Source organism: Leucobacter chromiiresistens, assembly GCF_900102345.1.
GTDB lineage: Bacteria > Actinomycetota > Actinomycetes > Actinomycetales > Microbacteriaceae > Leucobacter > Leucobacter chromiiresistens.
In genome coordinates, this window is sequence record NZ_FNKB01000001.1 from 1640997 (window position 1) to 1662408 (window position 21412).

Annotated in this window: 20 protein-coding genes; 3 read left to right on the plus strand and 17 right to left on the minus strand. The window is 72.0% G+C overall.

All coding sequences use genetic code 11. The features are described 5' to 3' along the window. The first annotated feature begins 619 nt into the window (after positions 1–619). The gene (locus BLT44_RS07540; RefSeq protein ID WP_010157752.1) at positions 620–1423 is read left to right on the plus strand and encodes a CPBP family intramembrane glutamic endopeptidase; all 804 of its coding nucleotides are present in this window, start codon (positions 620–622) and stop codon (positions 1421–1423) included. Here the strand turns inward: BLT44_RS07540 and BLT44_RS07545 are convergent. The 6 genes from BLT44_RS07545 to mtnA form a co-directional block, all read right to left on the minus strand. Next, positions 1398–1907, minus strand: coding sequence for a cupin domain-containing protein (locus BLT44_RS07545; protein ID WP_010157751.1), 510 nt, complete (start codon positions 1905–1907; stop codon positions 1398–1400). The two genes, BLT44_RS07540 and BLT44_RS07545, sit on opposite strands and share 26 nt — an antisense overlap. Next, positions 1904–2818, minus strand: coding sequence for an ABC transporter permease (locus BLT44_RS07550; RefSeq protein WP_010157750.1), 915 nt, complete (start codon positions 2816–2818; stop codon positions 1904–1906). The genes BLT44_RS07545 and BLT44_RS07550 overlap by 4 nt, the downstream gene beginning before the upstream one ends. Then, a complete protein-coding gene (locus BLT44_RS07555; RefSeq protein ID WP_010157749.1) occupies positions 2815–4062 on the minus strand; it encodes an ABC transporter permease in 1248 nt (415 codons plus the stop codon). Before BLT44_RS07555 ends, BLT44_RS07550 begins: the two co-directional genes overlap by 4 nt. Continuing rightward, on the minus strand, positions 4059–5666 hold the full coding sequence (locus BLT44_RS07560) for an ABC transporter ATP-binding protein (RefSeq protein ID WP_010157748.1): 1608 nt from the start codon (positions 5664–5666) through the stop codon (positions 4059–4061). The genes BLT44_RS07555 and BLT44_RS07560 overlap by 4 nt, the downstream gene beginning before the upstream one ends. A gap of 122 nt (positions 5667–5788) precedes the next feature. Continuing rightward, positions 5789–6838, minus strand: a complete 1050-nt coding sequence (locus tag BLT44_RS07565) for a BMP family ABC transporter substrate-binding protein (protein ID WP_010157746.1) — start codon at positions 6836–6838, stop codon at positions 5789–5791. Between the two features lie 37 nt (positions 6839–6875). Then, on the minus strand, positions 6876–8009 hold the full coding sequence (mtnA, locus tag BLT44_RS07570; RefSeq protein ID WP_269208774.1) for an S-methyl-5-thioribose-1-phosphate isomerase: 1134 nt from the start codon (positions 8007–8009) through the stop codon (positions 6876–6878). Positions 8010–8393: 384 nt separating this feature from the next. On the opposite strand from mtnA, the gene phoH2 reads away from it, so the two are divergent. Next, entirely contained in the window at positions 8394–9698 is a 1305-nt protein-coding gene (phoH2, locus tag BLT44_RS07575) for an RNA 5'-3' helicase PhoH2 (RefSeq protein ID WP_040505564.1), read from the plus strand. A gap of 67 nt (positions 9699–9765) precedes the next feature. Here phoH2 and BLT44_RS07580 read toward each other — a convergent pair whose 3' ends face one another. The 9 genes from BLT44_RS07580 to BLT44_RS07620 form a co-directional block, all read right to left on the minus strand. Beyond that, positions 9766–10578: an SGNH/GDSL hydrolase family protein gene (locus BLT44_RS07580; RefSeq protein WP_010157743.1), complete on the minus strand. Its 813-nt coding sequence runs from the start codon at positions 10576–10578 to the stop codon at positions 9766–9768. Next, positions 10578–11126 carry a tetratricopeptide repeat protein gene (locus BLT44_RS07585; protein WP_074690096.1) on the minus strand — a complete coding sequence of 183 codons (549 nt, stop codon included), beginning with the start codon at positions 11124–11126 and terminating at the stop codon, positions 10578–10580. The genes BLT44_RS07580 and BLT44_RS07585 overlap by 1 nt, the downstream gene beginning before the upstream one ends. Before the next feature lie 133 nt (positions 11127–11259). Then, positions 11260–12687 (minus strand): class II fumarate hydratase, encoded by a 1428-nt coding sequence (locus tag BLT44_RS07590; protein ID WP_010157740.1) that lies wholly within the window; start codon positions 12685–12687, stop codon positions 11260–11262. Between the two features lie 63 nt (positions 12688–12750). Next, positions 12751–13431, minus strand: a complete 681-nt coding sequence (locus tag BLT44_RS07595) for a carbonic anhydrase (RefSeq protein WP_010157738.1) — start codon at positions 13429–13431, stop codon at positions 12751–12753. Then, on the minus strand, positions 13428–14111 hold the full coding sequence (locus BLT44_RS07600) for a DUF4245 family protein (RefSeq protein ID WP_010157737.1): 684 nt from the start codon (positions 14109–14111) through the stop codon (positions 13428–13430). The genes BLT44_RS07595 and BLT44_RS07600 overlap by 4 nt, the downstream gene beginning before the upstream one ends. A 3-nt stretch (positions 14112–14114) precedes the next feature. Next, the gene (locus tag BLT44_RS07605; protein WP_010157736.1) at positions 14115–14354 is read right to left on the minus strand and encodes an exodeoxyribonuclease VII small subunit; all 240 of its coding nucleotides are present in this window, start codon (positions 14352–14354) and stop codon (positions 14115–14117) included. Positions 14355–14510: 156 nt separating this feature from the next. Then, entirely contained in the window at positions 14511–15545 is a 1035-nt protein-coding gene (locus BLT44_RS07610) for an ABC transporter permease (protein ID WP_010157735.1), read from the minus strand. Positions 15546–15556: 11 nt separating this feature from the next. After that, the gene (locus BLT44_RS07615) at positions 15557–17026 is read right to left on the minus strand and encodes a sugar ABC transporter ATP-binding protein (RefSeq protein WP_010157734.1); all 1470 of its coding nucleotides are present in this window, start codon (positions 17024–17026) and stop codon (positions 15557–15559) included. A gap of 70 nt (positions 17027–17096) precedes the next feature. Continuing rightward, entirely contained in the window at positions 17097–18083 is a 987-nt protein-coding gene (locus BLT44_RS07620; protein WP_010157733.1) for a sugar ABC transporter substrate-binding protein, read from the minus strand. A gap of 249 nt (positions 18084–18332) precedes the next feature. On the opposite strand from BLT44_RS07620, the gene BLT44_RS07625 reads away from it, so the two are divergent. Next, positions 18333–19466, plus strand: a complete 1134-nt coding sequence (locus tag BLT44_RS07625) for a class II histone deacetylase (RefSeq protein ID WP_010157731.1) — start codon at positions 18333–18335, stop codon at positions 19464–19466. Positions 19467–19514: 48 nt separating this feature from the next. On the opposite strand, the gene BLT44_RS07630 is transcribed toward BLT44_RS07625, so the two are convergent. Then, positions 19515–20036, minus strand: a complete 522-nt coding sequence (locus BLT44_RS07630) for an Lrp/AsnC family transcriptional regulator (protein ID WP_029608389.1) — start codon at positions 20034–20036, stop codon at positions 19515–19517. A 56-nt stretch (positions 20037–20092) separates the two neighbouring features. Then, on the minus strand, positions 20093–21331 hold the full coding sequence (gene xseA / locus BLT44_RS07635; RefSeq protein ID WP_074690098.1) for an exodeoxyribonuclease VII large subunit: 1239 nt from the start codon (positions 21329–21331) through the stop codon (positions 20093–20095). Between the last annotated feature and the right edge of the window lie 81 nt (positions 21332–21412).

Consider the following 21412-nt stretch of genomic DNA (forward strand, 5'->3'; position numbering starts at 1 on the left):
GTCCCGCGCGCTGACCCACGTGCCCGCTGTCCCGCGCGCTGACCCACGCGCCCGCCGACCCACCCGCTGCTCCAACCTCCGCCGTGCAGGAGATTCGGCGTCGGGCGGGCCGGAAAGCGCTATGCGGCACTGCACGACGCCGAATCTCCTGCATGACGCCGAAGCCGGATCCCCTGCGCGACGCCAAATCCCCTGCATGACGCCGGCCCGCCGCGCGGGGCTCGCTGGTGCGTGGGTGGCGGGACGTACGCTTGAGGCGCGGCCGACCCAGCCCGTGAGCTAGGGTGGCAGGCGAGTGGGAGGGGGAGTGCGTGTCACCGGAATCTGCGCACACGACCGCTGCGGCGGGCGCCGAGGGCGGCGGCGAAGCCGCTCCGGCGCCGCGCCCCGATCGAATGGCACGCGTACCGTGGGGCGCGGTGGCGCTCTTCGCAATGGTGGCCTGCGGCCTCGCGTGGCTCGTGGCGCTGCCCCTCTGGCGCATGGACCCCGATGCGCCCGACTACGGCCTGTGGTTCGGGCTGCTCGCCGCCGCAATGATGTTCACGCCGGCGATCGCGACGGTGGTGGCGCTCGTCGGGCACGCGCTCCGCGACGCGAACGGCTCCGCTTCCTCGGCATGTGGCCGCTCCGCCCCGCCCGCCGCGTCGTATGGTTCACGGCGGCGGCCCTGTTCGCGCCGCTCGTCGTGGTGCTCGCCGCCGCGGGCGTCTCGGCGCTCTTCGGCTGGGTGCGCCTCGATCTCGTGCACTTCTCGGGGTTCCAGGCGACGCTCGACGCGCAGCTCGCGACGCTCGACGGCGACATGGCCGACGTCGCACGCGCGACGATGCCGCCCGTCGGTCTGCTCGTCGCGCTGCAGCTCGTGATGGTGCCGTTCGGCGCCCTGGTCAACAGCGTGCTCGCGTTCGGCGAGGAGATCGGGTGGCGCGGCTGGTTGCTGCCCGCGCTCCTGCCGCTCGGCACGTGGCCCGCGATCCTCGTCTCGGGCGCTGTCTGGGGTCTATGGCATTCGCCCCTCATTCTGCTCGGCTACAACTTCGGCCTCACCGATTGGCGCGGCGTCGCGCTGATGACGGCGGGGTGCATCGCCTGGGGAGCGCTGCTCGGCTGGTCCCGGCTGCGCAGCGGGTCGGTGTGGCCGGCGGTCGTGGGGCACGGTGCGCTCAACGCCTCGGCGGGCGTGATCGTGGTGCTCGCCGCCGCAGACTCGCCGCTCGACCCCGCGCTGGCGATGCCCCTCGGCGTCTCGGGCTGGATCGTGATCGCGATCGCGGTGGCGGTGCTCGCGGTGTGCGGGCAGTTCCGCGGGGATCGCCAGCCGCAGCTCGCGCCGCGGCGGGTGCGGGCGCGGGAAGCCGTTGCCGAGCCGGCGTCGGCCTCGGAGCTGCCCGCGGCTACACCTGGTCAGCCGGGCGCGTGAGCTCGGCGATGCGCTCCGCCGCGTCGGGGTAGCGCTCGCACAGGACGGTGCGATCGCCGAGCTCGAACCCGTTCCACGCGAAGGGCGGCGACATCGTCGTGCCGACGAGGCTCCACGATCCGAGCGACGACGATCCCTGCATCACGCCCGGCGGCACCACGAGCTGCGGCAGCTGGCCGGCGTCGGCATCGGGCCCGAGCAGGCGCTCCTCGGCGCGGCCGTCGGGGTGCAGCAGCAGCAGGCGCAGCGGATCGCCGGCGTACCAGTGGTACACCTCGACCGAGGCGAGGGCGTGCAGCGCCGAGAAGTCGGGGTCGGCGAGCAGGTAGTAGATGGCGCTCGAGTGCTCGTCGAGGTGCATGCGGCGGTAGAGCCCGCCCTCGTGCTCGAGCGGTTCGAGTGCGAGGCGCTCCACCCATCGCGCGGCCTCGGGCGGCAGCCCGGTCGCGTCGGGGCCCGCCTGCGTGCGCGGATCGCCGCTCACGCGAGCGCGGCTTCGCGGGTCTTGCGGAACCGCTTGCTCAGCAGCACGAGCACGATGAGCGTGACCACGTAGGGGCCGGCGTCGGTCAGCTGCTGCGGCAGGCCGAACGACTGCAGGCGGAACCCGATGGCGTCGGCGAATCCGAAGAGCAGCGCGGCGCCGAGCACGCCCACGGGGTGCGCTCGGGCGAGCATGACGGCGACGACGGCGATCCACCCGCGCCCGGCCGACATGTTCTCGGTGAACTGCACGACGTTGCCCAGTGCGAGCTGCGCGCCGCCGAGGCCGGCGAGGGCGCCCGAGACGATCACCGCTCCGAGCTGGTAGCGCTGCGGGTCGACACCCATCGTGGCGGCGGCGAGGGGCCGCTCGCCGACGCCGCGCAGGCGCAGGCCGAGGGGCGTGCGGAAGAGCATGATCCAGAGCGCGGGCACGAGCAGGAGCGCGAGGTAGCCGAGCGGGGTGAGCGCGAAGAGCTGCCCGATCCACGGGATGTCGGCGAGCACGGGGATGCGCCAGACGGGGATGCCCACGATGCCGGGGTCTTGGAAGACGCCCTGCACGTTGAAGATCGCGACCAGCAGGAAGCTGGTCATGCCGACCGCGAGGATGTTCATCGCGACGGCGAGCACGATCGGGTCGCCCTTGCGGTAGACCGCCCCGTAGCCGAGGATCAGCGAGAACAGCGCGCCCGCGACCATCGCGACGATGACGCCGAGCAGCCAGCTGTGCGTGAAGAACGACGCGGCGACGCCGGCGAAGGCGCCGACGAGGATCATGCCCTCGAGGCCGATGTTGAAGATGCCGGCGCGCTCGGCGATCATGCCGCCGAGGGCTGCGAGCAGGATCGGGATGAGCGATCGCAGCACGGAGCCGATGAGGTCTTGGTCGAAGAGATCGAGGAAGTTCATCGATCCGACTCCTTCGTGTCGGCGCCGGTCGCGGTCGGTGCGTGCTGCGGTGCCCCGGGCACGGGGGCGTGGGGTTCGGCGAGGGCGTGCTCGGTGAGCGGCGGTTCGCCGATCGGCTCGCCGGCCGCGGCGCCGTTCGCGCCGCGCCTGCGCATGCGGGGGAGCGCGACGCGGAAGGCGAGCAGCACGATGACGAGGGCCTGGATCACGGCGGCGATCTGCGGGGAGAGCCCCAGTTCGCGTCCCATGGCGTCGCTGCCGACCATGATCGCGGCGAAGAAGAGGCCGGCGATCGCGGTGCCGATGGGACGGTAGAGGGCGAGCAGCGTGACGAGCAGCGCCGTGAAGGCGTAGTTCGTCTGCACGAAGTAGCCCTCGATGAGGCGGGTGCTCGGGGCGCCGATGATCAGCATGACGCCGAAGAGGCCGGCGAGACCGCCGGAGAGCGCCATGGTGCGGGTGACGAGCGGCCCGGGCTTGACCCCGCCGTAGCGCACGAACTCGGCGTTCTGGCCGCTCAGGCCCGACTCGAATCCGAACCGGGTGCGGCGGTTCACGAAGACCGCTGCGGCGATCACGATGATGAGCACGATGATCGACCAGTTGACGCCGGTGAGCACGGCCGTGATGGGGCTCGTCGGCCCGAACGTCGAGCGCAGCGTGTCGGCGAATGCCGAGTCCTTCGGCACGAGCATGCCGAGCTGCACCTCGGGGCGCAGCTGCTGCGTGGCGACGAGGTCGGTGCTCGGATCGTTGAGCTGGAAGCGGATGAGCCAGGACGAGAAGTACCGCGCCGGGTAGTTGAGCAGCAGGGTGGAGAGCAGGATCGGCACGCCGAGGAGGTTCTGCAGGAGGGCCGAGATGAGGCCCCAGGCGGCGCCCGTCGCGATCGCGACGACGAAGGCGAGCGGCACGACGAGGATCGCGGGGCCGGGCACGTAGACGGCGACGATGCCGCCGGTCAGCGCGCCGAGGCCCGCCTGCCCCTCGGTGCCGAGGTTCAGCACGCCCGCGCGGAAGGCGATGGCGATGGCGATGCCGATGCCGATGATGGGGACGGCGCGCTGCAGCGTGTTGGCGAGACCGGATCCCGTGCCGAAGGAGCCCTGGAGCATGGCGACGTAGCCGCTCACGGGATCGACTCCCGCGATGATCATGAAGCAGGCGCCGATGAGCAGCGCCAGGACGACGGAGACCGGGATGGGGCCGGAGAGCCAGCGGCCCGCCTTGCGTGCGGCGTTCATCGTGCGGCCCCCTTCTCGGAAACGTCGGTTCGCGGCCCGCCCGCGGCGGTGGGAGCGTCGCGGAGGGCGTCGAACGCGCCCGGGCGGTGCCGCTCCTCGGGTGCGTGGCCCGCCATGTAGAGGCCGAGCAGCGCCTCGGTCGCTTCGGCCTGCGGTACCTCGGCGACGATGCGGCCCTCGAACATCACGACGATGCGCGAGGAGAGCGACATGATCTCGCTGAGCTCCGCGGAGATGAGCAGCAGCGCGCCGCCGGTGTCGCGGTAGGCGCACAGCTCGCGGTGGATCGACTCGATCGCGCCGATGTCGACGCCGCGGGTGGGCTGCTCCGCGATGAGCACGGGGGAGCCGTAGTCGAGTTCGCGGGCGACGACGACCTTCTGCAGGTTGCCGCCCGAGAGCGTGCCCACTCGGGTGGTCGGCCCGGCGATCTTCACCCCGAACCGGCTGATGAGCCGCTTCGCGTGGTCGAGCATGGCGGATCGGGAGAGCAGCCCGCGCTTGAGCAGCGGGGCGCTGCGGTGGTGGCCGAGCGCGAGGTTGTCGATGGCGTCGGCGCCTCCCGCACTGCCGACGGCGTGGCGGTCCTCAGGGATGTAAGCGATGCCGCCGTCGCGGCGCTGCGCGATGGATGTGGTGCTGAGGTCCCGGCCCGCGACGACGACGGCGCCCGCGTTCGCCTTGCGCATGCCGATGACGGCCTCGGCGAGTTCGACCTGGCCGTTGCCGGCCACGCCCGCGATGCCGACGACCTCGTTGCGGCGCACGAAGAGGCTCGCATCGGAGACGGCGTCGCGCCCGCCCGAGCCGGGCACGGTCAGCCCGCGCACGTCGAGCACGACCTCGCCGGGTGCGTGGGCCGGCGGTGGAGCGGTGAGGTCGACGTGGCGCCCGGTCATGTGCCGGGTGATCTCGTCGGGGGAGCTCTCCGCGGTGACGAGCCGGGCGACGTTGCGGCCGTCGCGCAGCACTGTGACGCGGTCGGAGATCGCCATGACCTCGCCGAGCTTGTGCGTGATGAGGATGATGGTGCGGCCATCGGCCTTCAGCGCGCGCAGCACGTCGAAGAGCCGCTCGGTCTCCTGCGGCGTGAGCACGGCGGTCGGCTCGTCGAGGATCAGCACACGGGCCTCGCGGTACAGCGCCTTCACGATCTCGACACGCTGCAGCACGCCGACGGGCACCGAGTCGACGCGCGCCTGCGGATCGAGCGAGAGGCCGTAGCGCTCCGCGATCTCGGCGACCGTTCGATTCGCCTCCTTGCGATCGATCAGGCCGCGCTTCCTCGGCTCGCTGCGGAAGACGACGTTCTCCGCGATGGTGAGCGAGGGGAACAGCTTGAACGACTGGAAGACCATGCCGATGCCGGCGTCGATCGCGTCGAGGGGCGACGCGAAGGCGCGGCGCTCGCCCCGGATGAAGATCTCGCCCTCGTCGGGCTGGTAGACGCCCGCGAGCTGCGACATCAGGATCGACTTGCCGGCGCCGTTCTCGCCCATGAGCGCGTGGATCTCGCCGGCTTCGACCTCGAAGTCGACCTGATCATCGGCGAGTACGCCCGGGAAGCGCTTCGTGATCCCGCGCATCGAGACTTCGGCGACCATCCGCATTCCTTCTCTTGGTGGTGCATGACACCCGCCGGTCGATCGAGCGCGGCGCGGCCGAGACCCGGAGCACGGGCAACGGGTTCGGCCGCGGAGCGCTCGGCTCGACCGGCGGGAGGGGGTTATGCGAGGGGGTCGGTGACCTTGATCTTGCCCGAGACGATGTCGTCGCGCGCCTGCGTCACCTGCTCGAGCACGTCCTCGTTCTCCATGATGGTGCACTGCGAGTCGGCGGCGTCCTCGGTGAGGCTGACGATCGTCATGCCCTCCTCCTTGAGGCCGAAGGAGCTCGTCGCGTCCTTCGAGCTCTTGCCGTCCATGATCTCGCCGACCACGGTCTCGACGACGCGGTTCACCGACTTGACGGTGCCGTCGACGACGGAGCCCGGGGCGATCGGGCACTGGTTCGCGTCGACGCCGTAGGCGGAGAAGCCCTTCTCGGCGGCGGCCTCCATGATGCCGCCGTTCGAGGCGGCGCCCACGGCGAACACCTGATCGACGCCGCTCGAGGCGAAGGCGAGGGCCTGCTCCTTGCCGCGGGCCGGGTCTGCGAACGGGTTGTCGCCGCCGATGACCTGCGGGGCCACCGTGTCGACGTCGGCGTTCACGCTCTTGGCGCCCTCGGCGAACCCGTCGGAGTACTTCTGCAGCAGTTCGTTGTCGACCGAGATGACCGAGCCGACCTTGTTCGCCTCGGTGAGCAGCCCGGCCTCCATGCCGAGCAGGTACGACGGCTCCTGCTCGCGGAAGGTCGCCTGGTACAGGTTGTCGGGTGCGCCGTCGACGAAGGTGTCGATGAGCACGAAGTTCTGCTGCGGGTTCTGCTCCGCGAGCTCCTTGGCGACGTCGCCGAACTGGAACCCGAGCATCACGACGACCTCGGGGGCCTCCGCGATGGCGGCCTCGAGGTTCGAGCGCCGCGTCGCGTCGTCCTTCGACTCGAAGGTCTTCGCGGTGCCCTCGAACTCCTCGGCGACCGACTCGATGCCGATCTTGCCCGACTTCAGGAACTCGTTCTGGCCGATCGGGTCGCTGGTGATGTAGATGAAGCTGGGGCCGTCGGCGGCCGCCTCTTCGGTGTCGCCGCCACCCGAGCACGAGGTGAGGAGCAGGGCGGCCGAGGCCGCGCCCGCGACGAGTGCCGCGCGAGCGCGGCGCTTGGTGAAGAACATGGGTGTTCCTTTCGAACGGAAGGGGTTGGTGATGAGCTTACGAGCGGAGCGCTTCGAGCGACACGTCTGCGAGCGTCTCGTCCCGGCTGAGACGGATCACGCGGCGCTCGGTGACGATCGCCGTGATGAGCTCGTGCGGGGTGACGTCGAACGCGGGGTTCACGGCGTCGATGCCTGCGGGGGCCGTGCGGGTGCCGCCGAAACCGGCGACCTCGTCGACGCCGCGATCCTCGATCTCGATGTCGGCGCCGCTCGCGGTGCGCATGTCGATCGTCGACTCGGGGGCGACCACGATGAAGGGCACGCCCGCATGCCGCGCGGCGAGGGCGAGCGAGAACGAGCCGACCTTGTTGGCGGTGTCGCCGTTGGCGGCGATGCGGTCGGCGCCGATGAACACGGCGTCCGCGATCCCGCGCGACAGCAGGAAGGGGCCGGCGGAATCGATCAGCAGACGGAACGGCGCCTCCATGCGCTGCAGCTCCCAGGCGGTGAGCCGCGCGCCCTGCAGCAGCGGGCGCGTCTCGAGCGGCAGCGCCTCGACGAGCGAGCCCTGCTCGAGGAGCGTCTGGATCACGCCGAGGGCCGTGCCGCGCTCGACGGTGGCCAGGCTGCCCGTGTTGCAGATGGTCATCACGCTCACGCGATCCTGCCCGGCCAGCTCGCGGGTCAGATCGGCGCCGCGCAGGCCCATGGAGATGCACGCCGCGATGTCCTCATCGCGGATGCGGATCGCCTCGTCGAGCACGGCGGCGGCCCCCTCGTCGAGGCGCGTGAGGGCGCGGTCGACGCCCCAGGAGAGGTTCACCGCGGTCGGCCGGGCTTCGCGCAGCACGGCGGCCTGGCGGCGCACCTCGTCGCGGTCGAGCTCGTCCTCGCCGCGCGACGCCTGCACCGACGCCGCGATGAGCGCGACCCCGAACGCCCCGGCGACCCCGAGCGCCGGGGCTCCGCGCACCGCGAGGCGCTGGATGTCGTCGATCAGCTCGGGCAGCTCGGTGATGCGGCGTACCTCGACCCGCTGGGGGAGCAGCGTCTGATCGATCAGTTCGATGGCCCCGTCGACCCAGTCGATCGTGCGCAAGCGGTGCTCCTTCTTCGTGACAGTGTCGCCGCAGGGGTCGGTGCGTGTCGGGGAGTGCCGGCACCCCCACCCCGGGCTGCGATATCGCAGCTCTCAGAATACCCGACGCGAGCGCCCCGCCGGTCCCGCTGTGGGAGTTCCACAAGCGGTTCCCGGTCGGCGGCGTCGCGCTTCGTTGCCCGACCGTACACGCATCGTTCACGGATCGATATGCGTGTCGCATCGCGCACGGCTGCGGGGGCGGCGTAGCGTGTGACGCATCGGGCAGGGTGCCCGATCGAGGAGGCCGGTCGGTCACCACCTCGGAGCCACTGGCCAACTCGCTGAGTCGGGGCCCTGCCCCGGTGCAGAGGAGCCATCGTGGCTGAGATCCATCACTCCGCAACACCCTCTCCGGCCGTCATCGAGCCGGATGCTCCCTCGTCGACGACCGATCGGACCGCAGCGCTCGGGTCGTCGAGCTCGACCGATCCGATCGGCGGCACCCTGCAGCAGCTGCGCACCTACGTGCTCGACACGTCCGTGCTGCTGAGCGACCCGGCCGCGCTCTTCCGCTTCGCCGAGCACTCGGTCGTGCTGCCCGTCGTCGTCGTGATGGAACTGGAGAAGAAGCGCCACGACCCCGAACTCGGGTACTTCGCCCGGCGCGCGCTGCGCATCCTCGACGAGCTGCGGGGCCGGCACCTCAGGCTCGACATCCCCGTGCCCGTCGGCGACGCGGGCGGTACGGTGCGGGTGGAGCTCAACCACACGAGTCTCGACGGGCTTCCGAGCGGCATGCGGCTCGGCGACAACGACACCAGGATTCTCGCGGTGGCCCAGAACCTCGCCTCCGACGGTCTCGACGTGACGGTGATCTCGAAGGATCTGCCGATGCGCCTGAAGGCGGCCGCGCTGGGCCTCGGCTCCGAGGAGTACCGGGCCGAGCTCGCCCGCGACGACGCGTACACGGGCGTCGCCTCCGTGCCGCTCGACGAGGAGCAGATGCGGGTGCTGTGGGAGGACGAGCGCCTCGACGATGTGGAGGCCGCGGCCGGCCTGCCCTTCGGGACGGGCCTCGTGCTCACGTCGCCCCGGGGATCCGCTCTCGGCCGCGTCGACGGCGATCGCTCCCTGCACGTGGTGCGCGGCGACCGGGAGGTGTTCGGGGTGACGGGTCGCAGCGCCGAGCAGCGCCTCGCGATCGACCTGCTGCTCGACCCGCAGGTCGGCATCGTCTCGCTCGGCGGGAGCGCGGGAACGGGCAAGTCGGCGCTCGCGCTCGCCGCGGGGCTCGAGGCGGTGCTCGAGCGGCGCCAGCACCGCAGGGTGATGGTGTTCCGCCCGCTCTACGCCGTGGGCGGGCAGGATCTCGGGTACCTGCCGGGCGACCACCAGGAGAAGATGAACCCCTGGGCGCAGGCCGTCTTCGACACGCTCGGCTCGATCGTGTCGCAGAACGTGCTCGACGAGGTCGTGGCGCGCGATCTCGTGGAGGTGCTGCCGCTCACGCACATCCGCGGCCGCTCGCTGCACGACGCGTTCGTGATCGTCGACGAGGCGCAGTCGCTCGAGCGGGGCGTGCTGCTGACGATGCTCAGCCGCATCGGTCAGAACTCGCGCGTCGTGCTCACCCACGACGTCGCGCAGCGCGACAACCTCCGCGTCGGCCGCTACGACGGCATCGCGGCGGTCATCGAGAAGCTGAAGGGGCACCGCCTCTTCGGCCACGTGACGCTGACGCGGTCGGAGCGGAGCGAGATCGCGGCGCTCGTCACGGACCTGCTCGACACTCCGTAGCGCGCCGGCCGGCCGGGCGGGCGGGTGCGGGCTTCGACCGCCCGCCCGATCCGCCCGATCCGTTCGCTCAGCCCGCGGGTTCCGGCGGCGCGCCCCCGTGCCCGCCCGCCGCGCCCGTCCGGGGCTGCGCGACGGCGGCGATCCGCTGCTCGACGAGGGGCCAGAAGGCGTCGGCCCAGACCTCGTACCCGCGATCGTTCGGGTGGAAGGCGTCGGCGGCGAACTCGGTGAGCACGCCGTGCACCCCGCGCTCCCGCGTCGCGGCGTGCAGCGGGACGACGCGCATGCCCCGGCAGGCGGCGATGGCGCGGATTATGCGATTCGCCTCGCGCACCTTCCGCTCGTTCCACGGCAGGTGGAAGCAGGGGAGCTCGCCGACGATGGTGTGGGCGGGCAGCGCCCCGAGAATCCGCGTCATGTTGCGGTGGAAGCGCACCGGGTTCCAGTCGGCGATGTCGTTCGCGCCGATGTCGACCGTCACGAGTTCGGGCCCGCGGGCGAGCACCTTCTCGGCTTTCGGGAGCTGATCGCGCACGCACAGCGCGGTCGTCGCCCCCGACACCGCGAGATTGACGACCTTCACGTGCCTCCCGGTGCGCGCCTCGATGCGGTCGAGCAGCTGCCCGACGTAGCTGCGACCGGGCACGGAGGCGCCGATGCCCTGCGCCGTGGAATCACCGAGCGCGAGGTACCCGAAGGTGCCCGGCTGCTTGCGGCGCTCCCGCCACCACGCGGCGGTCACCGGCTGCATCTCCGCGAGCTCCATGAGCGGCCGGTTCACGCGCTCGTGCACGTCGTGCCAGCCGAACGACCGCGCGAGCGAGGCCGCGGCTGAGAGCGCGAGCGCGCGCACGCCGTCGCGGGGAACCCCGGCGGGCATCACGGGTTCGGCCCGGTGGGTGCGGCGTCGGCGCCCGCGGCTGGATCGTGCTGCCCGCCGTTCTCGCCCCGGCGCAGCTCGGCCGCGTACGCGCGCACCGATCGCTGATACTGGGGCAGGGAGGGGGCGATCGCCTCGAGCGCGACGGCGAGGCCCGCGCCGGGCCGTCCGGCCGAGTGCAGGGCGAGTGCGAGGAACGCGGCGCGCGCGGCGCCGAGCGCGGGGTCGCCGCTGCTCGCCTCGAGCGTCGTCACGGCCTCCTCGGCGCGGCCGAGGTTGCGCAGCGTCGATGCGTACTGGATGTCGAGCTCGGCGCGCGCGCGGCCGGAGAGGCCGAGTGCGATGGCGCGCTCGTACTGCTCCGCGGCGGCGGCTTCGGATCCGGCCGAATCGTAGGCGCCCCCGAGCTCGAACGGTCCGCGCGGGTCATCGTGCGGCAGCTCGGCGGCGAGCGCCGCGATGCGCGCGACGGTCTGCGCAGGGGTGCTCAGCGGGTCGTTCCAGGCGTCGTCGACGCGTGCTTGCCAGTCTGGGGCGGGAGAGGTCATGGCTCGATCCTAGGGAGCGGCGCGGCCGACGTCGCACCGGCCGCGCCGATCGCGCCGGCTCCGCCGGGCGAACGACGTCGGGCCCGGGATCGGCGCACTGCGATCCCGGGCCCGACGGGCGTGCTCGAGCGCGCTACTTGGCGACGCCCGGGTGGGTCATCGACAGCAGATCGAGCGCCTGGTCGAGGGCCTCCTCCGAGACCTCGCCGCGCTCCACGTAGCCGAGGTCGACAACGGCCTCGCGCACCGTGATGCCCTTCTTGACCGAGTGCTTCGCGATCTTCGCGGCCGCCTCGTACCCGATGAGCCGGTTGAGGGGCGTCACGGTGGAGGGGCTCATGCCCGCGAGGGCGGCCGCGCGCTCGAGGTTCGCCTCGAGCCCGGCGATCGTCTTATCGGCGAGCACCGTCGAGGCGTTCGCGAGCAGGCGGATCGATTCGAGCAGCGCGGTGCCCATAACGGGGATCTGCACGTTGAGCTCGAATGCGCCCGAGGCGCCGGCCCAGGCGATCGTCGCGTCGTTGCCGATGACGCGCGCGCACACCATGAGCACGGCCTCGGGGATGACCGGGTTGACCTTGCCGGGCATGATCGACGAGCCGGGCTGCAGGTCGGGGATGTGGAGTTCGGCGAGACCGGTGTTCGGGCCCGACCCCATCCAGCGGATGTCGTTGTTGATCTTGGTGAGCGACACCGCGATGGTGCGGAGCGCGCCGGAGGCCTCGACGAGCCCGTCGCGATTGGCCTGCGCCTCGAAGTGGTTGCGCGCCTCGGTGATGGGCAGCCCGCTCGACTGCGCGATCTCGGCGATGACCTTCTCGGGGAAGCCGAGCGGCGTGTTGATGCCGGTGCCCACGGCGGTGCCGCCCTGCGGCACCTCGGCGACGCGGGGGAGCGCAGCGTCGATGCGCTCGATGCCGTAGCGGATCTGCGCGGCGAAACCGCCGAACTCCTGGCCGAGGGTGACGGGGGTGGCGTCCATGAGGTGCGTGCGGCCCGACTTGACCGCCGTCTTCCAGAGCTCGGCCTTCGTCTCGAACGCCTCGGCGAGGTGGGCGAGCGCCGGCTTCAGCTGCTCGATGAGCGCGCCGGTCACGGCGATGTGCACCGAGGTGGGGAAGACGTCGTTCGACGACTGCGAGGCGTTGACGTGGTCGTTCGGGTGCACGGGCGCGCCGAGGTGGCGGGTGGCGAGCGTCGCGAGCACCTCGTTCATGTTCATGTTCGAGGAGGTGCCCGAGCCGGTCTGGTAGGTGTCGACGGGGAACATGTCGTGGTGGTCGCCCGCGATGACCTCATCGGCCGCCGCCACGATGGCCTGCGCCACCGGAGCGTCGAGGATGCCGAGGTCGCCGTTCGCGATGGCCGCCGCTCGCTTGATGCGCGCGAGCGCGACGATCTGCGCGGGCTCGAGCCCCGAGCCCGAGATGGGGAAGTTCTCGACGGCGCGCTGCGTCTGGGCGGCGTACAGGGCGTGCTGCGGCACTCGCACCTCGCCCATCGTGTCGTGCTCGATGCGGTACTCGGTCTCCGCGCCCGTGGCGCTGCGATCTTCGGTCACAATCATCCTTCGTTTCGTGGATACTGCTCGTGGGTCGGAGAGGTTCGTGGCGGAGCCGTGCGCTCAGGCGGCGACCGGCGCGGCTGCGGCGATGTCGAGGTGGCCGACGGCGCTCACGGCGACGGCGCGGCCCTCGGAGAGCCGGTACTGGCAGCCGACGATGCCGAGCCGGCCTGCGGCGACGGCGTCGCTGATGATGCGCGAGCTGCGCAGCAGCTGGTTCACGGTGGCGGCGAGGTGCACCCGGCCGACGGCGTCGGGGTCGATGGACGCCGCGTCGACGTACGGGGTGTCGCGGTGCTCGCGCAGCCAGAGCTCCTGCACGGAGGGCAGGATCGGCGCGAGGGTGTTCTCGACCGCCGTCGGCACGGCGGCGGGATCCTGCTCCATCTGCCCGATGGCCGCGGCGACCGCGCCGCAGGAGTCGTGGGCGAGCACGACGATCACGGCGACGCCGAGGTTCGCGACGGCGTACTCCATGGATGCGGTGATCGACTCCGCGACGACGTGCCCCATGTTGCGGGCGATGAAGAGGTCGCCGAGGCCGGCGTCGAAGATGATCTCGGCGGCGAGGCGGGAGTCCGAGCAGCCGAAGAGCGCGGCATCGGGATCCTGCCCCTTCGTCAGCTCGTGGCGTCGCTCGACGTCCTGCCGCGGGTGCTGCGGCCCCCCGTCGATGAATCGCTGGTTTCCGGCGACGAGTGCGTCCCACGCCTGCTGCGGCGTGACTCTGGGGGCGGTCATGCGGTTCCCTTCGGTTCGGAGAGTGATTCGGCGACCTCGGTCGCGAGCATGCGGAGCGTCGCCGGCGAATCGGTGCCGTAGACGAGGATCGTGTCGTCGCCGTGCTGCGCCTGCAGCGCGAAGAGCACGTTCGTGCTGTCGGGGTCGCGGTCACTGTGATCGTAGGCGATCCAGTCGAGGCCTCCCAGGGTCTCGCTGCCGGTCGGGGCCTGCTGCTCGAGCTGCTGGGAGATCCAGACGTCGTCGACGGCGGCGCCGTCGGGGGTGAACGCCTGCGCCACCGCGGCGTACGCCTCGACACCCGTCGCCTCGTCGACCGTCGTGTAGTTGATCTGCCACGCGGTCACCCCGTCGCCGCCGCGCAGCTCGGCCTGCTTCGCCTTCCAGGCGTCGGGCACCTCGGGTGCGGCCAGCTCTCGCCCGGCGCTCGGTGCGGCGTCGGCGGCGAGCGACGCGACGTTCACCTCGTGCTCGGCGAAACCGCCGGTGCCGCGGGGCACCATGAGGAAGATGACGAGCACGAGCCCGAGGCTCACGAGCAGGGAGAAGACGAGATTGTTGACCGTCTTGCGCTCGCGGTAGAGCCGGCTGTCGCGGGCCTTGCGCGTCGCGGTCTCCTGCGGGGTCTCAGGCCTGCCGAGCTCGGCGACGATCGCCGGCGCCTTGCGCTGCTTCGCCATCGCTTACGCGTCACCCCCGACGGAGCCCTCGCCGACGCTCTTGCGCGCCGACTCGAGCCGCTTGCGCGCCCCGAGCAGCCACTCCTCGCAGCGCGACGCGAGCGCCTCCCCGCGCTCCCAGAGCATCAGCGATTCCTCGAGGGTCGCTCCGCCCTGCTCGAGGCGGCCGACCACCTGAATGAGCTCGTCGCGCGCCTCCTCGTACGAGAGGGAGGCGGGATCCGGAACCACCGTATCTGCCATGCCGACCAGTCTACCCGCCGCCGCCGACGCGAATGCCGGGTGCCGGAGCGGCCCCTCGGGGCCGGTCGCGGGCCGGATCGGAGCCGGATCGGGCCGGATCGGGCGGGAGCCGGCAGGCGCCGGCCCGCGCCGGCCCGCCGAAGCCCCGATCCCGCGTCAGCCGCCCGACACGGTCGTCGCCCGCCCCGGTTCGTCGACCGCCTCCCGCGTCGCCGCCCGCTTGCCGAGCTTCGCCCAGGAGGAGCGGATCATGCGCTGGATCGAGCTGTCGAGGGCGACCGCGATGATCAGCGTCGCGCCGACCAGGATGGTCTGGAGGAACGGCGACGCCTGCATGAAGACGAGGCCCGCCCGCAGCACGCGGAAGAAGAGGAGACCGGCGACGACGCCGCTGATGCGCCCGACGCCGCCCTCGAACGCGACGCCGCCGAGCAGCACCACCGTGAGCACCTCGAGCTCGAGGCCCGAGCCGATGTTCGGGTTGGCCGACTGCACCTTCGCCGAGAGGAAGAGGCCGGCGAGGGCCGCGAACGCGCCGGTCGCGACGAAGAGCAGGAAGCGGGAGCGCTGCACGTCGACGCCCATGAGCCGGGCGGCCCGCTCGTTGCCGCCGATCGCCTTGACCGACTTGCCGAACGCGGTGTGGTTGAGCACGTACCAGCCGAGGGCGATGACCGCGATGAGCGCGACGATCTGGATCGGCACGGGGCCCACCTTCAGGGTGCCGATGGCACGGAACGCCTCGGGCAGCTCCGCGCGCGGAATGGTGCGTCCGTCGGAGAGCAGCAGCGCCAGGCCGCCCCACACGCTGAGGGCGCCCAGCGTCACGACGAAGGAGTTCAGCCGGAGGTAGGCGACGAGGAACCCGTTCAGAGCCCCGGCGACGATGCCGGTGCCGATGGCCGCCGCGAATCCGAGCAGCGTCGATCCGGTCCCGCTCATCGCGAGGCCGCCGGTGATGGCTGCCGCCGAGGCGACCGAGCCGACCGAGAGGTCGATGGTGCCCGACATGATGAGGAACGCGGCGGGGATCGCGATGAGCCCGAGCTCCGCCGCCTGCAGCAGGATGCTCTGCCCGTTCGCGAAGGTGAAGAAGTTGGGCCGGAGGATGGAGAAGACGGCGACGAGCACGATGAGGGCGAGGAAGATGCCGTTCTTCGCGGCGAAGATCTTCAGGCGTTCTGCGTTCATGAGGGGTCCGTTCAGGCGCGGGTCGGCTCGGCGATGGCGAGGAGCGAGGTCAGGAGGTCTTCGTTGAAGGTGCTGGAGCGGGGGACGGGCTCGAGGCGGTCGCCGAGCACGGTGTAGGCGCGATCGCACATGCTCGCGATCTCGTCGGATTCGCTGGACGCGACGAGCACGGCGGCTCCGCGCGCCGCCGCGTCGCGCGTCGCCTCGACGATGTCGAGCTTCGCGCCGACGTCGACGCCCTGCGTCGGCTGGGCGAGGATCAGGAGGTCGGGCTGCGCGGGGTAGAGCCATCGGGCGAGCAGGTGCTTCTGCCGGTTGCCGCCCGAGAACTGCGAGACCTCGGCATCGCCGGAGGGGCCGCGAATGTCGAGCGCGGCGCGCGCCCGTTCGTAGACGTCGGCACCCGATCCCGCGGACACCCACCACCCCCGAGCTCCGCCCGTGGAGTGCCAGGGGAGCATCACGTTGTCGAGCGCGGTCTCGGAGGCGATGAGGCCCTCGGTATCGCGATCCGGCGGCACGAAGAAGACGCCGCGGCGGATCGCCTGCGCCGGGGAGCGGAACCGCGCGGAGGCGCCGCTCAGCGTGTACGGCTGCGCGGAGTCCGCGGCCCCCGCGAGGCGGGCCGCGATCTCGAACTGCTCGCCGCCGGCCATGCCGAAGAGGCCCACCACTTCACCGGCCCGGGCGCGCACGGCCCCGCCGGGAACGTCGACGGAGACGACCTCGGCGCCCGGGTCGACGTGCGTGAAGTCGAGCGATCTCAGGTCGGGCACGAGCGCGTCGGCGAGCCTGGCCGGGGTGAAGTCGGTCGCGGGCCCGTCGACGACGAGGCGGCCGCCCCGCAGCACCACGATGCGGGAGCACACCTCCATGATGTCGGGGAGGCGGTGCGAGACGTAGACCACGGCGATGCCGCGCGCCGCGAAGCCGCGGATGAGCTCGTGCAGGGCGTCGGTCTCGGCCCGCCCGAGGGCCGCGGTCGGCTCGTCGAGCAGCAGCACCTTCATCTCGCCCGACAGCATGCCGCGGGCGATGTCGACGAGCTGGCGCTCCCCGAGACCGAGGGCCTCCACGGGGATCTCGAGCGGAAGGTCGGCGCCCACCGCCGCGAGGGCGCTGCGCGCCTGCGCTCGGCGCTCGGCGGCCCTCGGGGTCGGTCGGGCGAGGAAGAGGTTCTCGAGCACCGTCATGTTCGGGGCGAGCGCGGGCTCCTGATGGATGACGGTCACGCCGTGCTGGGCTGCCTCGCGCGGCGTCAGGCGCTTCTCGATGCGCGCGCCGTCGATGCTGAACGCGCCGCTGCTCGCCCCGATCACCCCGGTGGTGACGTTGAAGAGCGTGCTCTTGCCCGCTCCGTTGTGGCCGAGCAGGCCCACGATCTCCCCGGGGGCGATCGCGAAGGTGATGTCCTCGAGTGCGCGCGTCGCGCCGAAGTCGACGGTCACTCCGGTGTACTCGAGTCGAGGGGTGGCGGCCATGCGGGGGTCCTCTCTGCGCCGCGAACGGATGCGTCGGGTCGCCCGGCGGCTGCCGGGCGACCCGGAGGTGCTACTGGTTCGCCAGCAGGAAGTCCTCGGCGTTCTCGCTCGTGACCTCGGTCACCGGAACGGACTGGTCTTCGACGGGGTCGCCCTCGGCGGCGTCGACGAGCATCTGCGCGTTCGCCTCGGCGAGCTGCCGGGCGGGCGCGATGTAGGCGTAGCGCCAGAACGAGTCCGGCTGCATGATGACCTCGAGCTCGGCGTCGGTGGCGTCGAGGTTGAGCAGCAGCATGCTGTCGTCGGTGGGGGAGACCCCGGAGTCGGTGAGCGCCTGGTAGGCGCCGAGCGCGGGATCGTTCGCGATGGCGAGCCAGACCTTCGTGTCGGGGGCGGCGTTGAGCTGGTTCTGCACCGCCGCGTAGCCGTCGTCGAGGCTCAGCACCTTGTGCTCGGTGATGTCGAGGTTCAGGTCCGCAGCCTCGAGCGCGCCGAGCATGCCCTGGCCGCGGAGGCGCCCGAGGTCGGTGTCGGGCCACCCGAGGAAGGCGACGTCGACCTCCTCGTCGCCGTAGGTCTCCGCGATCCACTCCGCGGCCTTCTCGCCGGCGAGCTTGCCGTCGGCCTCGTGGTCGAGGGTGACGGCGGCGGCGACGCCCTCCCAGGTGCTGCCGTAGCCGAGGATCGGGATGCCCGAGTCGGCGGCCTGCTGCGTCACCGCGACCATGGCGTCGGACTGCACGGGGTAGCCCATGATCGCCTTGATGTCGCCGCGCACGAGCCACGACTCCCAGTCCTGCACCTGCGTCTGCGCGTTCCACTTGGGGTCGTCGGTGACGAACTCGTAGCCGGCGTCGGTCACGATCGTCTCCATGAAGGGGAGCATGTCGTTCCAGATCTGGATGTCGAGGCCGGCGAAGCTCATGGCGACCGCCCCCTTCGATCCCGATTCGGAGGAGGGGTCGCCTCCGGAGGCGTCCGAGGAGCAGCCGGTGAGGGCGAGCGCGGCGGTCGCCGCGAGTGCGATGCCGCCGAACAGTGCGCGGGTGCGTTTCATGAGTTGACTCCTTCGTCGGGGTGCTCGGGGGCTCCGCTGCCTCCGGTGCCGAGCCGACCCTGGCTCGTAGCGTCACCATAAGACCACGGTGGCGCTCCAAAAGTCAACGCTTCGATTGTTTCATTTATATTTCGACACCGAAGAGCGATATTTGTTTGTGGATCGTGAATCCGCTGGGCTACGGTGGTGCCGACCGGCGCGGACGCCATCGGGCGCGACCGGCCGCGACGAGCTGGAAGGACACACGCAATGGAGCGCAGAACCGGATACGTCTGGCACGAACGGTACGCATGGCACGACACGGGCACGCATGCCGGGATCTACCCCTCCGGGGGATTCGTGCAGCCCTACCGCAATTTCGAGAGCCCCGAGTCGAAGGCGCGCCTCGCGGGGCTCGTCGAGGTGTCGGGCCTGCTCGACTCGCTCGTGCGCATCCCAGCGCGGGAGGTCTCGGCCGAGGACCTGCTGCGCGTCCACACCGCCGAGCACGTCGAGCGGATCCGCGAGCAGTCCGAGCACGCGGGCGGCGACGCGGGCGACGGCTTCTCGCCGTTCGGGCGCGGCGGGTACGACCTCGCGCGGCTCGCCGCGGGCGGCACGCTCGCGGCGGCCGAGGCGGTGCTCGACGGCGTCGTCGACAACGCGTACGCGCTCGTGCGCCCGCCCGGGCACCACGCCGAGCCCGATCAGGGGCGCGGCTACTGCCTGTTCGCGAACATCCCCGTCGCGATCGAGGCGCTGCGCGCTGCGGGGCGCGTGCGCCGCGTCGCGATCTTCGACTACGACGTCCACCACGGCAACGGCGCGCAGAAGATCTACTGGGACGACCCCGACGTACTCACCATCTCCGTGCACCAGGATCGCCTCTTCCCCGTCGACAGCGGCCTCGTCGACGAGCAGGGCGCGGGAGCGGGCGCCGGGACGAACATCAACGTGCCCCTCCCCGCCGGCTCGGGCGACGGGGCGTACTGGTCGACCGTCGACGAGGTCGCCCGCCCGGCGATCACCGCGTTCGCGCCCGACCTGATCCTCGTCTCGAGCGGATTCGACCCCTCGGCGCTCGACCCGCTCGGGCGGATGAGCGTCACTTCCGAGGGCTTCCGCGGCATCGCCGAGCGGCTGCTCGACATCGCCGACGAGGCGTGCGACGGCCGGATCGTCTTCTCGCACGAGGGCGGGTACTCGGCGGTGCACGTGCCGTTCTGCGGCGTCGCCGTGCTCGAGGCGCTGAGCGGCGTGCGCACCGGCGTCGAGGATCCCTTCGCCCTCTCGATCGGCGATTCCCCCACGCGGGAGCTCACCGACTGGCAGACCGACGTGATCGACCGATCGGCCGAGCTCGCCCGCGCCCTCGGGCTCGTCGCCCGGCGCGCCGGCGACTGATCGGCGGAGCGCAGGCGCCCGCGCGCAGAACGGGCGGGCGCCTGCGCGTCACCGCCCGTTCAGCAGCGGGAAGATCGGCCGGTGCGTGTGCACCGAGTCGTAGAGGAACGTCTCGATGTGCGAGACGCCGCGGATCTCGCGGATCTGCCGGTTGATGAGCGTGAAGAGTTCGGCGGGCGTCGTCGCGTAGACCTCGACCAGAATGCTGAACCGCCCCGATCCGAGCACGACGTAGCGCACCCCGTCGACGGCCGCGATGCGGTCGGCCACCGCGTCGATGTCGCCCGACACCTCGATCTGCAGGCTCGCGATGCTGGTCAGGCCGACCGCGTTCGGGCTCGTCACGCCGAGCACCCGCACCACGCCGCGCTCCTGCAACCGCTTCACCCGCGCACGCGCACCGCCGGGGGTCAGCCCCACCTCGTTGGCGAGGTCGGAGTAGCTCATGCGTCCGTCGCGCTCGAGCAGCACGATCAGCCGCTCGTCGAGCTCGTCGAGCACGCCGAACGGCTCGGGGGCCTCGGGCGTTCGGGCTCCGTCATCGGTGCCGGGCTTCCGTGCTTTCGCCATGCCCAGCAGTATGGCACGCACCGGCGCCCGGCGCCCATGCGCCCCCGCGCCCCGCGCTACCGGGGTTCGACCGCCACCGCGTCGAGCGACCCGTCGGCGAGCGAGAGCCGGATCGCGGTGCCCGCCGGGGCCTCCGCCGGATCGCGCAGCACGGCGCCGGGCGCCCCCGAGCCGTACACGATCTGCGCGATCGCGTACCCGCGCTCCAGGGTGGCGCGCGGCGAGAGCGCGTTCAACCGGCCCCGCGCCTCCACGAGCGCCCGCCGACGATCCTCGACGGCGCGGTCGGCGAGCTCGGCGCCGCGGGCGACCCACCGCACGAGCTCCTCCGCCCGCTCGTCGACGAGGCGAACCGGGGCCGCGAGCACGGGGCGGCCGCGCAGCTGCGCGATGCGATCGGTCTCGTGGGCGAGCATCTGGCCGAGCCGGGTCGTCAGCCGGGCGCGCGCCTGGTCGAGCCCCGCCAGCTCCTCGCCGACGTCGGGCACCACGCGCTTCGCCGCGTCCGTCGGCGTCGAAGCGCGCAGATCGGCGACCTCGTCGAGCAGCGGGCGATCCGCCTCGTGCCCGATCGCGCTCACGATCGGCGTGGAGGCCGCGCTCGCCGCGCGCACCACGCGCTCGTCACTGAAGGGGAGGAGGTTCTGGAAGTCGCCGCCGCCGCGCGCGACGACGATCACGTCGACCTCGGGGTCGCGGTCGAGCGCCTCGATGGCGGCCGTCACCTCGGCGGCCGCGCGATCCCCCTGCACCGCGGCGTAGCGGATCGTGAACTGCACGCCCGGCCAGCGCAGCGTCGCATTGCGCACGACATCCTTCTCGGCGTCGGAATCGCGCCCCGTGACCAGCCCGATGCGGCCCGGCAGGAAGGGCAGTCGCCGCTTGCGATCCGCGTCGAAGAGGCCCTCCGCCTGCAGCTGCCGGCGCAGCCGCTCGAGTCGTTCGAGCAGTTCGCCGATGCCGACGTGCGAGATGTCGAGCACCTGCACCGTGAGCGATCCGCCCTTCACCCAGAAGTTCGGCTTCACGAGCGCCACCACGCGGTCGCCCTGCGCGAAGTCGCTCGTCAGCCGCTGCGCGACCGACCGCCACACCGTGAAGCTGATCGTGGCGTCCTGCTGCAGGTCGCGGAGCTTGCCGTAGACGTGGCCGCCGCGCACCTGCCACTGCGTGACCTCGCCCTCGATCCACACCTGGCCGAGGCGGTCGATCCACGCGGCGATCTTCTCGCTCATCTCCGCGACCGGCCACGGGGAGTCGCGGGTCGCCGGGCCCGCCGATGCTGCGTCTGCCATGCGTCCAGCCTAGCCAGCCCGCGGCGGGCGCTCCGCGGGCTGGCCGCCGCACCCCGGATCCCCGCAGATGGCGGCGGTAGA